At 73.9% G+C, this 14,069-nt stretch carries 19 protein-coding genes; 9 read left to right on the top strand and 10 right to left on the bottom strand.

Annotation, left to right across the window (positions count from 1 at the left end; genetic code table 11):
* Positions 1–81: 81 nt before the first annotated feature.
* Entirely contained in the window at positions 82–240 is a 159-nt protein-coding gene (locus tag V6U82_RS23480; RefSeq protein ID WP_334464570.1) for a hypothetical protein, read from the bottom strand.
* Between the two features lie 70 nt (positions 241–310).
* On the bottom strand, positions 311–847 hold the full coding sequence (locus V6U82_RS23475; protein ID WP_334464568.1) for a DUF1062 domain-containing protein: 537 nt from the start codon (positions 845–847) through the stop codon (positions 311–313).
* 403 nt (positions 848–1,250) lie between these two features.
* On the opposite strand from V6U82_RS23475, the gene V6U82_RS23470 reads away from it, so the two are divergent.
* Both V6U82_RS23470 and V6U82_RS23465 read left to right on the top strand, forming a co-directional pair.
* Positions 1,251–1,343, top strand: a complete 93-nt coding sequence (locus V6U82_RS23470; protein WP_128136994.1) for a TetR family transcriptional regulator — start codon at positions 1,251–1,253, stop codon at positions 1,341–1,343.
* A gap of 51 nt (positions 1,344–1,394) precedes the next feature.
* Complete coding sequence (locus V6U82_RS23465; protein WP_334464566.1) at positions 1,395–2,246, top strand: acyl-CoA-like ligand-binding transcription factor; 852 nt, start codon at positions 1,395–1,397, stop codon at positions 2,244–2,246.
* 64 nt (positions 2,247–2,310) lie between these two features.
* Here V6U82_RS23465 and V6U82_RS23460 read toward each other — a convergent pair whose 3' ends face one another.
* The 3 genes from V6U82_RS23460 to V6U82_RS23450 all read right to left on the bottom strand — a co-directional run bounded on the left by V6U82_RS23460 (position 2,311) and on the right by V6U82_RS23450 (position 5,139).
* On the bottom strand, positions 2,311–2,619 hold the full coding sequence (locus tag V6U82_RS23460; protein ID WP_128136983.1) for a hypothetical protein: 309 nt from the start codon (positions 2,617–2,619) through the stop codon (positions 2,311–2,313).
* 146 nt (positions 2,620–2,765) lie between these two features.
* Positions 2,766–3,584 carry a TIGR04222 domain-containing membrane protein gene (locus V6U82_RS23455; protein WP_334464614.1) on the bottom strand — a complete coding sequence of 273 codons (819 nt, stop codon included), beginning with the start codon at positions 3,582–3,584 and terminating at the stop codon, positions 2,766–2,768.
* A gap of 13 nt (positions 3,585–3,597) precedes the next feature.
* A complete protein-coding gene (locus V6U82_RS23450) occupies positions 3,598–5,139 on the bottom strand; it encodes an ArnT family glycosyltransferase (protein ID WP_334464563.1) in 1,542 nt (513 codons plus the stop codon).
* A gap of 108 nt (positions 5,140–5,247) precedes the next feature.
* Between V6U82_RS23450 and V6U82_RS23445 the strand changes: the two genes are divergently transcribed.
* The 6 genes from V6U82_RS23445 (at position 5,248) to V6U82_RS23420 (ending at position 9,315) form a co-directional block, all read left to right on the top strand.
* Positions 5,248–5,736 carry a GNAT family N-acetyltransferase gene (locus V6U82_RS23445; protein WP_334464561.1) on the top strand — a complete coding sequence of 163 codons (489 nt, stop codon included), beginning with the start codon at positions 5,248–5,250 and terminating at the stop codon, positions 5,734–5,736.
* A 55-nt stretch (positions 5,737–5,791) separates the two neighbouring features.
* The gene (locus tag V6U82_RS23440; protein ID WP_334464559.1) at positions 5,792–6,319 is read left to right on the top strand and encodes a DUF2087 domain-containing protein; all 528 of its coding nucleotides are present in this window, start codon (positions 5,792–5,794) and stop codon (positions 6,317–6,319) included.
* Complete coding sequence (locus V6U82_RS23435; protein ID WP_334464557.1) at positions 6,316–6,825, top strand: GNAT family N-acetyltransferase; 510 nt, start codon at positions 6,316–6,318, stop codon at positions 6,823–6,825. The genes V6U82_RS23440 and V6U82_RS23435 overlap by 4 nt, the downstream gene beginning before the upstream one ends.
* 74 nt (positions 6,826–6,899) lie before the next feature.
* Positions 6,900–7,334 (top strand): Hsp20/alpha crystallin family protein, encoded by a 435-nt coding sequence (locus tag V6U82_RS23430; protein WP_334464554.1) that lies wholly within the window; start codon positions 6,900–6,902, stop codon positions 7,332–7,334.
* A 115-nt stretch (positions 7,335–7,449) separates the two neighbouring features.
* The gene (locus V6U82_RS23425) at positions 7,450–8,439 is read left to right on the top strand and encodes a tyrosine-type recombinase/integrase (RefSeq protein ID WP_334464552.1); all 990 of its coding nucleotides are present in this window, start codon (positions 7,450–7,452) and stop codon (positions 8,437–8,439) included.
* A 30-nt stretch (positions 8,440–8,469) separates the two neighbouring features.
* Positions 8,470–9,315 (top strand): LLM class flavin-dependent oxidoreductase, encoded by an 846-nt coding sequence (locus tag V6U82_RS23420; protein WP_128136873.1) that lies wholly within the window; start codon positions 8,470–8,472, stop codon positions 9,313–9,315.
* A gap of 4 nt (positions 9,316–9,319) precedes the next feature.
* On the opposite strand, the gene V6U82_RS23415 is transcribed toward V6U82_RS23420, so the two are convergent.
* Positions 9,320–9,691, bottom strand: coding sequence for a VOC family protein (locus V6U82_RS23415; RefSeq protein WP_128136874.1), 372 nt, complete (start codon positions 9,689–9,691; stop codon positions 9,320–9,322).
* Positions 9,692–9,790: 99 nt separating this feature from the next.
* Here V6U82_RS23415 and V6U82_RS23410 point away from each other — a divergent pair, with 99 nt between their 5' ends.
* Positions 9,791–10,249, top strand: a complete 459-nt coding sequence (locus V6U82_RS23410) for an Rv0361 family membrane protein (RefSeq protein ID WP_334464551.1) — start codon at positions 9,791–9,793, stop codon at positions 10,247–10,249.
* A gap of 20 nt (positions 10,250–10,269) precedes the next feature.
* Here the strand turns inward: V6U82_RS23410 and V6U82_RS23405 are convergent, their stop codons facing one another.
* The 4 genes from V6U82_RS23405 to V6U82_RS23390 form a co-directional block, all read right to left on the bottom strand.
* Positions 10,270–11,073 carry an NPCBM/NEW2 domain-containing protein gene (locus tag V6U82_RS23405; RefSeq protein ID WP_334464549.1) on the bottom strand — a complete coding sequence of 268 codons (804 nt, stop codon included), beginning with the start codon at positions 11,071–11,073 and terminating at the stop codon, positions 10,270–10,272.
* Between the two features lie 27 nt (positions 11,074–11,100).
* A complete protein-coding gene (locus V6U82_RS23400) occupies positions 11,101–11,787 on the bottom strand; it encodes a thymidine kinase (RefSeq protein WP_435123502.1) in 687 nt (228 codons plus the stop codon).
* A 97-nt stretch (positions 11,788–11,884) separates the two neighbouring features.
* Positions 11,885–13,276, bottom strand: a complete 1,392-nt coding sequence (locus V6U82_RS23395) for an MFS transporter (RefSeq protein WP_128136877.1) — start codon at positions 13,274–13,276, stop codon at positions 11,885–11,887.
* 20 nt (positions 13,277–13,296) lie between these two features.
* On the bottom strand, positions 13,297–14,064 hold the full coding sequence (locus tag V6U82_RS23390; RefSeq protein WP_334464547.1) for a glycerophosphodiester phosphodiesterase family protein: 768 nt from the start codon (positions 14,062–14,064) through the stop codon (positions 13,297–13,299).
* Between the last annotated feature and the right edge of the window lie 5 nt (positions 14,065–14,069).

Below are 14,069 nucleotides of genomic sequence, written 5' to 3'. Positions count from 1 at the left end.
CCACGGACGGATCAAACGCCACAAGCGTCCCCGCCAGCGCGCCCGGCGCGGATGCAGGAACACCTCGATGTCGTCCAGTGCCTAGAGCTCCTGTGCCTCCTTCCAGTCGCCGTCGCCGTACGACGCGCATCCGACCATGGCGTCCAGGGCAGGTCCGGGGTCCGCGCGGGCGAGAGCCGCGCGGACCTCGGACGGCGTCGCGGACGGCGGGTTGTGGAACGTGTGGTGGTGATGGCCCACCGCTCACCCCTTCGATCGGGTCGGGCGGCATGGTCGCGGCGGCACCCCGGCCGCCGCGACCACGCCCCGGTCAGTCCTCCGCCAGCACCGTGAAGGTGAAGGCGGAGCTCGTCGGACGCTTCAGCGGGATGTCGCACTTGACCCGGCGCAGCACCTCGGGCCGGGTGAGGCCGAACCTGTTCGCGATGAGCCGGTCCGGGCGTACCGGCACCGGATCGTCGAAGGTGACGTCCACCTGGACCGGCCACCCGTCCAGCGGCACCGTGGGCGCGTCGAGCGTCCACGCGTCCGTCCAGTCCAGGGTGAAGCGGCAGCGCCGGGCGAACCACGGGTCGAGCAGTGTGGCCGCCACCAGATCGCGATCGTTGAGGTGGTGGCCGTGCAGCCGGGCTGGATCGAGCGACTTGACTGTCGCTCGTTCGTGGACGGTGAGCTTGATGGTGCGGTTGCAGGACACGCAGCGGACCAGCAACCAGACGTCGAGCAGCTTGCCGTTGGCGTTGACGCGGAACCTGCCGCCGCCGGCGGTGGCCGACTCCGACCCGCAACTCCCGCAGTGCAGCGACAGTAGGGGCAGACGGGTTCGGCGGACGACCCAGGACAGCACGATATGCGGTTGGGATGACATGAGACCTGATCTCTGAAGACCTGACGCGAGGCCGATTACGCGCGGCCTCGGACGCTGTGGCCGGGCGCGCGAGGGCAGCCCGGCGAGCCGGCGCGCAGGCGTCGGCTACAGGCGTGGGGAACGTGTCAGGTTCTAGAGAGCAGGAGGGGTCACGCGGAATCGTCCTTCTTCGCTGCGACGACAGGTGCAGGGACCGTACGGCAGGGCCGGAACCGCTCTCAACCCGTTTTCCGGCGTCACTGCGTCCCGCATCACTTCACCGACTAAAACTTTGCATCCTCTGCAAGATCGCTCGCAGAGTCGCGGCGTGACCTCCGATCAGAGCCGCCCCGGCCTGCGTGACCGCAAGAAGCGGTAGACCCGCGCCGCCCTCAGCGCCGCGCTGCGCCTGGTCGCCGAGCGGGGCCTGGACCACGTGACGGTGGAGGAGATCAGCGAGGCCGCCGACGTGTCGGCCCGCACCTTCTTCAACTAGTTCGCCAGCAAGGACGAGGCGCTGCTCGGCGACCAGCCGACGGACCGCGAGGTGCTGGGGGCCCGCATCGTCGCCGCTCCACCGGAGGTCTCCGCGTTCGACGCGCTGCGGCTGGCCTTCGACGACGTGGTCGAGGCCATCGAGGCCGATCGGGAGGTGTGGCTGCTGCGCCTGCGGGTCATCGCGGCGAACCCGTCGCTGCTACCGCGCCTGATCAGCGGCAACGCCGAGACGGAACAGGTGATCGTCGCGGCGGTGGCCGCCCGGCTGGGACTCGACCCGCGCCACGGCCACCCGACGCTCGTCACCACTGTCGCCGGCGCGGTGTTCCGCACGGCCCTGATCACCAGGTACGGCCGCTGGAAGATGTTCCTGGTCGCCGGTGCCGCGGTGATGACGGTCGGAATGCTGCTGCTGAGCACCATCGACGCGAGCACGAGCGTGCCGGTGCTGTCGGTGTACATGGCGGTGCTGGGCGTCGGCGTCGGCATGCTCCTGCAGAACCTGGTGCTCGCCGCGCAGAACGACGTACCGGCCGCCGAACTCGGCGCGGCCACCTCGGTGCTGACGTTCTTCCGCAGCATGGGCGGCGCGGTCGGTGTCAGCGCGCTCGGCGCCGTCCTGGCGAACCGGGTGACCTCACTGACCGTCGAACGGCTGGGCCCGATCGCGGCGGGCGGCGGGTCGGCCGAGGTGCCGGACCTGTCCGCCCTGCCGGAACCGGTGCTGCGGGTCGTGCAGGACGTCTACGGCATCGCCACGTCGGAGATGTTCCTCATCGGCGCGCCCTTCGCGCTGCTCGCCCTGATCGTCGTGCTGTTCGTCAAGGAGAAGCCGCTGAACACGCTCAGCGGTGACGAGCGCCGGGCCCGCGAGGAGGCGGCCGCCGCCGGCATGCACTGACCACGTCGGACCGGGCGTGGGGCCGCCCCCGGGAGCACCGGGGGCGGCCCGTTGTCGCGTACGGTCAGCGTTCGGTGCGGTCGTTGATCTCGGTGCCGGACTCGCCGGGCATGGCACCGATCGCCTCCTCGGCGGCCCGGCCGCCGGTGCTCTCGTCGCCCTGCTTCAGCGAGCTGCGGGGCAGCCCGGCCAGGTGAGCCGGATCCTCGATCGGCTGGGGCGGCCACTGGTCCTGTGTACCGTCGGTCACCCCGGCGCGGCGCAGCGCCTCGACCAGCTGGTCCGGCGACAGGCGGTCGACCTCCTGTATGCCGGCCCCGCGCGCAATCGCCTGCAGTGTCTTCAGGTCTTCGCTCACGAATGTCTCGGCCATGCCCGAGCCTTCCCGGCCCGCAAGACAAGGAAACCGGCTCGCGCCGACGGCCTGCCCACCCCGAGCCGTCGATCATGAAGTGGTACCGGGCAAACCGGACACGGAACGCCGTCAACTTCATGATCGACGCGAAATGGGGGGTTCGGTCAGCGGCGGGCGGGTTTGCGGTCGGGGCGCGGTCGGTCCCGTTCCGGGTCGACGCCGACCTGCACGGCGAAGGCCGGGTCGACGGCCAGCAGGGGCCGGGGGCCGAACAGCGCCATCCCGGTCAGCAGCGTGTCGGTGTCGCGGCCCTGCCAGACCGGGCGGCGCTCCGGGTCCAGGTCGGCGTGCTCGCGGCGCAGCCGCCGCAGCAGCCGTCGGGCGGCGGCGCCGGTCTCCGGCACCTCGGTCAGCCACCACGCGCCCAGTGCGGTGGCCAGGCAGCACAGCAGCAGCCCGGCGACCGAGGCCGGACCGCCCGCGGAACGGCCCTCGACCGCGCTGTCCACGAGCCGGGTCAGCCCGACCGCGGCGACCGCGAACAGCGGCACCGTGCCCATCGCGATCCGCCGCCGCTGCGCGCGGGTGAGCAGCCACCCGTCGCGGGCCAGCCGCCCGACGGTACGGCGCAGCGCCCGGCCCACGGCGGGATCGGCGAGCACAGCGGCCCAGGTCTGCGGGCGGCGCAGCGCGGTGTGCAGGGCGCGCACCAGCGCGGGCGAGCCGGGCGGCGGTGGTCCCTGCGCGTGCAGGGTGGCGAGTTCGCCGACGTCGACGCCACCCGCGCGGCGCAGCGCGGCCACCCCGACCTGGCAGGCCAGCAGCGCCCGGTCGGTCAGGTACGCCAGCTCGACCCGGTCCGGTGTCTCGCCCCGGGTACGGCGGCCGGTCAGTTCGCGTACCGCCAGGGCGATCACGACGGCCACGGCGACCGCGCCGAGGTAGTCGAGGAGGAAGACCGGCCCGCTGACTCCCCAGAGGATGGCGGCAAGTATCTCAGGAGCCGTGGCGTACCTCGGTGTCCCAGATCTGTGACCACGGACGCCGCAGTCCCCGCGCGACGAAGATCGGCTCGCCGTTCTCGTCGTTGTCGACGTCGACCCGTTGGTCGACCCGGCCCGCCTCGGTGACCTCGGTGAACCAGGCACGCAGCGGCTCCGGGCGGGACCAGCCGACGACGATCACCACGTCGGCGTCGTCGGGCGGCCGGCCGAACGTGGCCATGCTGTTGTGCCCGGAGTACGCGCGGGGCAGTCCCCGGGCCGGCCCGTAGCGTGCCAGCGCGCCGGCCTCGCCGTAGTTGCCGGTCAGCACCACCGCCCGGTCGCGCTCGGCCGGGGGCAGTGCACGGTGCACGGCGGCCACCGAGTCGGCGAACTCGGGCCAGCCGATCGTCTCGCCCGCGTCGTAGTTGGCGGCGACCACGAACCCGGGCAGCCGGTCGGCCGGCACCGTGGGCAGCAGCAGCACCCCGCTGCTCGCGGCCATCAGCACGACGGCGGCGACCAGCAGCGCCTGCCGGGCCCGGGCCGCGCCGCGCCGCGCCCACTCGACGGCCGGCACCACCCCGGCGGCGGTGAGCACCAGCAGCAGCGGCGCGTCGTAGTAGCCCTTGCCGCCGGCCACCACCACGATCGCGACCACCACCAGCCACGCCCAGGCCAGCGACCGGTACGCCGCCCAGGACGGCCGACGCAGCAGCGCGACCAGCCCGGCGATCCACACCGGAACCGCGAACGGGCTGATGATCAGGAACTGGAGCACCACCGCGTCGACCCGGCCGCTGTAGGAGCTGTCGCCCTCGGCGATCGACGCGGCGACGTCGAACTGCGGGAAGCCGTGAGTGGCCTGCCACGCCGCGTACGGCACGGCGAGCAGCACGGCGACGCCCGCCCCGGCGAGCACCCACCGGTCGCGCAGCAGGCGGCGCGGCCCGGCGATCAGCAGACCGGCGACCAGGCCGACGCCGAGCAGGGCGGGCAGCGGTTTGTTGAGCAGGCCGATGCCGAGGGCGAGCCCGGCGCCGAGCGCCCACCGCGTGTCGCCGGTGCGCAGCATCCGTACCACGCAGAGCGCGGCGGCCAGCCACACCAGCAGGTCGACGCTCGTGGTGCTGAGCAGGTGCCCGCCGGCCAGCACGATGCCCGAGGCGGCGGCGAGCACCGCCGCGGCCGTCTGGGCGACGCGCCCGGCGCCGAGCTGCCGGGCGATCGCGGCGACCAGGACCACCGCCGCGCCGCCGATGAACGCCGACGGGGTACGCAGCACCACCAGGTTGCCCGGCGCGATCGTGTCGGCCAGCCGCGCCAGCGCCGGCACGAGCGGGCCCTGGTCGACGTAGCCCCAGTCGAGGTGCCGCCCGCACAGCAGGAAGTACAGCTCGTCGCGGTGGTAGCCGTAGCGGCCGGCGAGCGACAGCAGCACGGCGGTGAGGACCGCGCCGACCGCCAGGGGCGCGGCGGTACGCGGGCCGGCAGGCGGCGGGCCACCGGGCGCGGCGGCCTCGCTCCGATCGATGTCGGCGACTGATTCGGCCACCTGCCCATGATGGCCCCGGCGGGTGGTTCGCCGATGCCCCGACGCCCTCGGCCGGGTGGACGGAAACCGGTGGCCGGACGGCCGGGGCGGCGGCTAGCGTGCGCGCCGATGCTGATTCGTGACTACACCGACGCCGACTGGGAGCAGGTCCGGCCGATCCTCGCCGACGTGATCGCCGCCGCCGACACGTTCGCGTACGACCCGGACTGGCCGCCGGAGACGGCGCGCGAGGTGTGGGTGGAGCGTCCGCCGGGGCGTACCTCGGTCGCGGTGGATCACGACGGCGCGGTGCGCGGCACCGCGAAGATGGGCCCGAACCGGCCCGGGCCGGGATCGCACGTGGCGACGGCGAGTTTCATGGTCGCGGCGGACGCCCGCGGCCGGGGTGTGGGCCGGGCGCTGTGCGAGGAGGCGCTGGACTGGGCCCGGCGGCAGGGTTTCGCCGCGATGCAGTTCAACGCCGTGGTGGAGAGCAACACGGCGGCGGTGGAGCTGTACCGGCGGCTCGGCTTCACCGTGATCGGCACCGTGCCGGAGTCGTTCGCCCACCCGGCCCTGGGACGGGTGGGGCTGCACGTCATGCACCGGCGGCTGTGAGCGCGGCCGGAAAACGCCTCGCCGGATCCGGTGCAGTGCTGACAGGCTGCCCGCCATGACCGCTCATGCCCTCGCCGGGGCGCTCGCCGACGAGCGCCGCCGGACCGTGTTCGCCGCGATCGTGCTCGGCGCCCGGGACGTGCCGGCCGTGGTGGCCCGCACCGGCCTGCCCGCCCGCGACGCCGCCGTGGCCGTCCGCCGTCTCACCGACGCCGGGGTGCTCGCCGACGACGAGGGCGGGTTGCGGGTCGACGCGGAGCGGCTGCGCGAGTTCGCCCGGGCCGGTGCCGCGGCGCCGGCGGTCCCGGCCGCGAACCCGCGCGAGGCGATCCTGCGCACGTTCCTGCGCGACGGCGCGCTGACCCGGCTGCCCGCGCAGCGGGGGCGCCGCCGCGTGCTGCTGGAGCACATCACCGAACGCACCTTCGAGCCCGGGCGGCGCTATCCGGAGCGCGAGGTGGACGACGCGCTGCGCCGGTGGTGCGAGGGCGGCGAGGCCGACCACGTGACGCTGCGCCGCTACCTGATCGACGACATGCTGCTGACCCGCGAGCAGGGCGTCTACTGGCGGACCGGGCCGTGAGCGGCTGGAGCACGTACGTCGCGCGCCCGGACGGGCCGGACGCGACGGTGTTGTTGCGCGAGTACATGGCGGAGATGGTGCGCCGCTGGTACGGCCGTCCGGAGCGGCCCGGTGAGGTGGACGCCGCGCTGGCCGAGGACCCGAGCGACGACCTGGCCCCGCCGTCCGGGCTGCTGGTGCTGGCCCGCCGTGACGGGCGGCTCGCCGGTTGCGCCGGGCTGAGACGGCAGCCGGGCTGGGCCGAGCTGACCCGGGTGTACGTGCGCCCGGAGCACCGGGGCGCCGGGGGCGGGGCGGCGCTGATCGCGGCGATCGAGGCGTACGCGGCCGCCGGCGGGGCGACGCGGATCCGGCTGGACACCCGCTCGGACCTGGTCGAGGCGCGCGCCCTGTACGCGCGTCACGGCTACCGGGAGATTCCCGCCTTCAACAATGGCCCGTACGCGCAGCACTGGTTCGAGAAGGCGCTCACGGGCCGAGTTGACGACTCGGCGGAGGCGCGCTAAAACAGAACCAGGAACTTGAGTCACCCAGACTCAACTTGAGACCTTGGGCCAGGAGAACCGAGGAGGCAAGAGCCATGTTGATGCGTACCGACCCGTTCCGCGAGATCGACCGGATCGCCGAGCAGTTCTTCGGCACCACCGCCCGGCCAGCCGTGATGCACCTCGACGCGTACCGCGACGGTGACCACTTCTACGCGGCGTTCGACCTGCCCGGCGTGGACCCGGACAGCATCGACTGCACCGTCGAGCGCAACGTGCTGACCGTCCGCGCCGAGCGCCGCCGTCCCACCGGCGAGAACGTCGAGCTGGTCGCCGCCGAGCGTCCGATGGGCACGTTCACCCGGCAGCTGTTCCTGGGCGACACGCTCGACGCCGACCGGCTGGAGGCCGGCTACGACAACGGGGTGCTGACGCTGCGCATCCCGATCGCCGAGCGCGCCAAGCCGCGCCGGATCACGGTGAGCACGCCCGCCGAGAGCAACGGTCACCGCCAGCTCACCACCGCCTGAGCACGGCACGCCGACGCGCGGGGGAGGCCGGGCCACCGGCCGACCCCGCTTCGTCGTACCGGCGGATCAGCGCGCCTCGTCGCCAAACCCCCCGCCGGCTGAGAACCTTTCTCACATGCTTCACCCCGAGGTGCTGCCCCGCGCCCGCCCCGCCGCCCTGCCCGCCGGCCCGGCCGACGTCACCGAGGCGTGGCTGCGCAACCGGCGGCTGTCCGAGCACACCCGCGACGCGTACCGCCGCGACGTCACCGGCTGGCTGACCTGGTGCGCCGAGCACGCGGTCGACCCGCTGCGGGCCACCTTCCTCGACGTCAACACCTACGGCCGCGAACTGGAGTCCACACCCCGCGGCCGGGCCGGTCGCCCGCTCACCCCGGCCACCGTCGCGCGGCGGCTGTCCGCACTGTCGAGCTGGTACGACTTCCTCGTCAAGCTGGGCGCGGTACCCGCCAACCCGGTGTCGGCGGCGGACCGGCCGCGCGTCGACCGGGACCACTCCGCCACGGTCGGCCTGACCCCCGACGAGGTCGACGCTCTGATCGCCGCCGCCGAGGCCGACACCGGCCCGGCCGCCGCCCGCAACCGGGCCGCCGTCGCGCTGCTGGCCGACCTGGGGCTGCGGGTCGGGGAACTGGTCGCGCTGGACGTGTCCGACCTGGGCACGGAGCGCGGTCACCGCAGCGTCCGCTTCGTCGGCAAGGGCGGCAAGGTACGCCGGCGCGCGCTCACCCCGGGGACCGCGTACGCGGTCGACGCCTACCTGGCGGCGCGGGCCGCCGCGCAGGGTGTCACGGTGCCGGAGCTGACCGGTCCGCTGCTGGTCACCGCCACCGGTGGCCGGATGGACCGGCACGCCGTGTTCCGGCTGGTACGCCGCCTCGCGCAGCGGGCCGGGATCGCCGCGTGGGCGAAGTTGTCGCCGCACTCGCTGCGCCACGCGTTCGCCACCACCGCGCGCTCGGAGGGGGTGCCGCTGGAGGACGTGCAGGACGCGATGGGGCACGCCGATCCGCGTACCACCCGCCGTTACGACCGGGACCGGCACAACCTGGACCGGGATCCGGCGTACGCGATCTGGGCGGCCCGGGCCCGCCGCCGCGGCTGACCCGTCGCACCCCCGTCGTAGGGTGCCGGCGTGCGACACGGACTGGAGATCGCCTGCGGCGGCGGCACGCTACCGGTGGCCGAACTCGTGGCGCTCGGTGAGCTGGCCGAGCGAGCCGACTGGGACGGGGTGTTCCTGGAGGACTACCTCGTCCACCACGCCGGCGACGACCCACCCACCTGGGATCCGTGGCTGGTGCTGGCGGCGATCGCCGGACGCACCGAGCGGGTGCGGCTGGGGACCACGGTGACCGCGCTGCCCCGGCGCCGACCGGCCAAGCTGGCGCGGGAGGTGCTCACCCTCGACCACCTCTCCGGAGGCCGGGCCGGCGTCGCGGTCGGAGTCGGCGACCCCGCCGACCGGGGCCTGGCCGCATTCGGTGAGCCCACCGACCTCAGGACCCGCGCCGCGATGCTCGACGAGGGCCTCGACCTGCTGGTGGGACTGCTCGGCGGCGAACCGGTCGTGCACCACGGCGTCCACTACCGGGCCGAGGGCGTGGCGCTGCGTCCCCCGCCCGTGCAGTCGCCCCGGGTGCCGGTCTGGGTGGGCGGCAGCACCCAGGCGAAGGCGGTGCTACGACGTGCCGCCAGGGCGGACGGCATCGTGCCCTACAAGCTGACCGACACCGACGGCTGGTCCGACTTCACGCCCGAAGAGGTCGCCGGTCTGGTCGCCGCGTTGCCGGCCCGCCGCGCAGACGGGCAACCGTTCGACGTGGCCGTCGGAGGCCGGCGGCGACGTCCCGACGAGCGCGCCGAGCGGGCCTACCTGGCGCAACTGGCGGCGGCGGGCGCCACCTGGTGGCTGGAGTACGTCCCGGCCGCTGATCCGGCCGCGATGCGGGCCGCGGTGCTCCGCGGCCCGCTGCGCTGACCGGTCAGCCCTGCGGGCGGGGGCAGAGGCAGAACGGCTGCCCGATCGGGTCGAGCAGCACGGTCCACCGCTCGCCGCCGGGCTGGAACTCGGGGCGGGTCGCACCGGCCGCCACCAGCTCCTTCTCCGCGACCGCCACGTCGTCGACGTAGAGGTCCAGGTGGTAGCGCTTGTCGCCGCTCTCGTCCGGCCAGGCCGGCGGGGTGTACCCGGGCACCAGGCCGAACCCGATCGCCGGGCCGTCCTTGACGATCATGGCGTACTCGGCCTCGCTGTGGGTTATCTCCCACCCCAGCGCCTTGGCGTAGAAGGCGGCGTGCGCGGCCGGGTCGGAGCTGTCGATACTGATCATGGCGATGTCGGCGTGAGCTGTCATGCGGACAGTCTGCCGCCGATGCCCGCCATTTGCTGTCCGGTACGAGCGCGCGTCGCAACCGGCTGCGCGTCACCCTCCGGTTGCCTACCGTCGACAGTGATGGGCAGGCAGCGGGAGTGGCACCACACGGCCCGGCGTCGCCGCCCGCTACGCGCGGGCGTGCTGATAGCCGGTCTCGGCGTGGGCACCTGCCTGATCGGGGTGGCCGGGCTGGCGGCGTGGAACGCGCAGGTGGTGCTCCAGGCCGACGGGCCGGTGCGGGAGACCGCCGACGGGTTCTTCCGCGACGTCGCGGCCGGTGACACCGACGCGGCGTACGAGCGGCTGTGCGCCGAGGCCCGTGGCAGGTGGAGCCGTACCGGCTTCGGGAGCTGGGTGCGGACCCCGCCGCAGGTGAGCGGCTACGAGATCGTCGACGTGTCGGTGGCGACCCGGTCCGGCAAGCCCACGGGGACGGTGATCGTGCGGCTCAACCGTGACGGCGGCGGCAGTGAGGAACGTGAGTTGCCGGTCGTGCCGGAGGACGGGTCGTGGCGGGTGTGCGGAGACCCCTTCTGACTGTGGCCGTGGCCGTGGCGTCACCGCAGGCGCGGCTCGATCCAGACGGCGTCGTCGCACACGCTGAGCCCGACGCTGTCGACCTTCAGGGTCAGCCGCAGCGCGCCGGTGACCGGAACCTCCAGCGCGGCGGTGCCGCCCAGCCCCAGATCGCGTCGGAAGACCACCTCACCGTCGACCAGGACGGTGAATCGGGCACGGAACGAGTCCGAGACGTCGTCGGGTACGCCGGCCGTGGTCCGGAACGCGGCGAAGCGCTTGCCGAGGTTGAACGACTCCGACTCGTCGTAGGTCGCGGAGCAGGTCGACGCGACGATGTTGTGGTCGTACCGTTTCCCGCCGACCGTCTCCGCGCGCTGCTCCCAGCCGTCCCCGCCGTCGACGGCCGGCAGGTCGAACAGCCAGGTCCCGGCGGCGGCGGGCGATGACGCGGCGTCGCCGGTGCCCGCAGGGGTAGCGGTGGTGGTCGCGACCGGGGTTCCGGTGGCAGGGGCCGCCGCGCCGGCGGATGGCGCCCCGGCGGGCGGCGCCTGGGCCGGCGCGGGTCGCAGGGCGTACCCGAAGATCGCGGCGCCAGCGACCGCGACGGCCAGGCCGACCAGCGCGGTCCGGTCGACCGGCTGCCCGAGGCGGCGGAGCAGAAGGTAGCCGCCGGTCAGGACGGCGCCCGCGCTGGCCGCCAGGACGATGGGCCGGCCGCCGCCGGCGAGCAGCGCCGCCACGGCCGCCGCGTCGGCGACCACGCCGACGCCCTGCGGGAGCAGGCGGGCGGGTCGCGGGGCGGTGGCCTGCGGCGGTGTCGCGGTGTCGCTGTCGGTCCGCACGCGCCGTTTGTATCAGGCGCGCGCCCGTCAGGCACGCGGGCCGAGGTCCCCCGAGCGGTAGTGGCGCCGGCACAGCACCTGATAGCGCACGTCGGCGGTGTCCACCGTGTCGCCGATGACGACCTGCGCGCCCTCGCGGACCACCCGGCCGTCCACCACGCGGGCGTTGAGCAGCCCTTCCCGGCCGCACCAGCACAGCACCTCGACCTGGATGCGGGCCACCTCGTCGGCCAGCTCGAACAGCCGCTGCGCGGCCGGGAACAGGCAGGAGCGGAAGTCGGTGGCCAGGCCGAACGCGTAGACGTCGACGTCGAACCGGTCGACCAGCTCGGCCATCTGCTCGATGTGTTCGAGGTTGTAGAACGAGGCCTCGTCGCAGATCAGGTAGTCCACGCGTACCCCCTCGGCCCACGCGTCGCGGACCAGGACGCGCAGGTCGAGGTCGTCGGTGACCTCGACGGCCTCGTGGGCCAGGCCGATGCGGGTGGTGACCTGCGGGCCCAGCGAGCGGTCGATGCGGGTGGTGACCAGCCCGCGGCGGCCCTGCCGGGCGTGGTTGTGGTTCATCTGCAACGCCATGGTGGACTTGCCGCAGTCCATCGGCCCCCAGAAGAACTTCAGCGCGGCGGCGTGCAGCGGCCGGCCGTCGACGCCGCGGGCGGCGGCGCAGCCGGAGGCTCGGTCGTCGCCGGGCCCCGGCAGGGGGCGGGCCAGGCAGGTCGGGGCGGCGTCGTCGGTCACGTCGGGGCAGCCTAGCCCATCGACGCCGCCTGATCCGGCCCGCGATGATCCACAGGCCGGGGCGCGGGCGTCAGAGCACCCGGGGCGGGGTGTTGCCGGCGGCGATGATGGCCCGGCGCATCGGCACGGCCGCCAGCAGCGCGAAGCCGACCACGAAGAAGATCAGCAGCGATACCAGGCCCACCCGGTACGACGAGGTCAACTGGAAGACCAGGCCGAACGCCAGCGGGCCGAGCCAGCTGGTGCCCTTGTCGCTGATCTCGTAGAAGCCGTAGTACTCGCCCTCCTTGCCGGCCGGGATGAGCTGGCTGAACAGCGACCGGCTCAGGGCCTGGCTGCCGCCGAGCACCAGGCCGATGCAGCCGCCGAGGATCATGAACGGCACGGGCGCCTCGGCCGGCAGCCGGAACGCCGCGATGATCACACCGGTCCAGAGCACCAGTGACAGCAGCACTGTCTTCCAGGCGCCGATGCGCTTGGCGAGCGCGCCGAGGGCGAGCGCGCCGCCGAAGGCGAGGAACTGCACCAGCAGGATGGTCACGATCAGCGTGCTCTGGTCCAGCCGCAGTTCCTCGGTGCCGTACTGGCTGGCCAGGGTGATGACGGTCTGGATGCCGTCGTTGAAGACCAGGAACGCGAGCAGGAAGAACAGCGTCAGCGGGTACGTCTTGAGTTCCCGCAGGGTGCGCCCGAGCTGCCGGAACCCGTCGGTGAGCACGTTGCCGCCCGCCTGCAGGGCGGCGGCGGTCGGGTGTTCGCGCAGCCAGCGCAGCGGGACCAGGGTGAACGCGGCCCACCACACGCCGGCCGACACGATCGACCAGCGGGCCAGGTCCAGCGTGCGCTGGGCGTTGCCCTCCTCGCTGAGCATGGTGACCGCGACCAGGTTCAGCGCGAGCAGCAGGCCGCCGCCGAGGTAACCGATGGCCCAGCCGCGGCTGGAGATGCCGTCGCGCTCGTCCGGGCCGCCGAGCTGCGGCAGGAACGAGTTGTAGACGACCACGGCGGCGCCGAAGGAGATGTTCGCGATCAGGAACAGCGCGCCGCCGAGCAGGTAGCGCTCGCCGGTGACGAACGCGAACGCGATGGTCGCGCCGGCGCCGGTGAACGCGGCGGCGGCGAGCAGCCGCTTCTTGTGCGCCGACCGGTCGGCGATCGCACCGATGACCGGCAGCACGAACACGGTGAGGAAGACCGACAGCGAGATCAGGTACGGGTAGAACGAGCCGGCGGCGACCTTGATGCCCAGCGGGTACACCGCGCCGTCGCAGCTGTCCGCGCCCAGTTCGCAGCCGGCGGCGAGTTCGGTGACAGTGGTCAGGAACGGCCCGAGGAAGACCGTGATGACCGTGGTCTGGAACGCGGAGTTGGCCCAGTCGTAGAAGTACCAGCCGGTGCGCTCGCGGCGGGTGCTGCCCGGTCCGGCGGGGTCGGCGACGGCGGGGGTGACCGTATCGGCCATCGGGGGTCGTCCTCGGGGGCTCAGGCGGCCCAGTGGCCGCGACTGCGATAGACGTCACGGAGCACGCTGACGTGATCGGTCATGATGCCATCCACACCAAGATCGAGTAAGTGGTGCATCTGGGCGGGTTCGTCGATCGTCCAGACGTGCACCTGCAACCCGATCCGGTGGCAGTACGCGAGGAACCGCCGGTCGACCACCGGCACCCGGCCGAAGGAGACCGGCACCTGCGCGGCCACCACGGACGGGGGCAGCCGCAGGGGCCGTCCGTGCAGCGAGGCCAGCCGCAGCCGGGCCACGCCGCGCATGCCGAGGCTGGTGGCGGCCTTCGGCCCGGCCAGCGCCCGCAGCCGGGCCAGCCGGGCGTCGCTGAACGAGGCGAGCAGCACCCGCCCGCCCGCGCCGGCCCGGGTGACCGTGGCGACTGTGGGTTCCACGCCGCCGTCGGACTTCACGTCGATGTTGAACCGCACCTGCGGCCAGGCGCCGAGCACCTCGTCCAGGCGGGGAACCAGCGCGGCGCCACCGACACGTACCGAGGACAGGTCGGCCCACCGCAGGTCCGCGATGCGGCCCGGTTCGCCGGTGACCCGGCGCAGCGTCGGGTCGTGGAAGACCACCGGTACGCCGTCGGCGGTGGCGTGCACGTCGGTCTCCACGTACCGGTAGCCCAGGGCGACGGCACGGGCGAACGCCGCGGCGGTGTTCTCGTCCCCGTCGGCCGCGCCGCCGCGGTGGGCGAACGCCAGCGGCGCGGGCGCGTCGAGGTAGCCGTGACGGGGCTGCACGCGGG

The organism is Micromonospora sp. CPCC 205554 (genome assembly GCF_036902745.1).
In the GTDB taxonomy this organism is placed as follows: domain Bacteria; phylum Actinomycetota; class Actinomycetes; order Mycobacteriales; family Micromonosporaceae; genus Micromonospora; species Micromonospora tulbaghiae.
The sequence above is the reverse complement of the archived record's forward strand: the minus strand, read 5'-3'. Positions and strand labels throughout refer to the sequence as shown.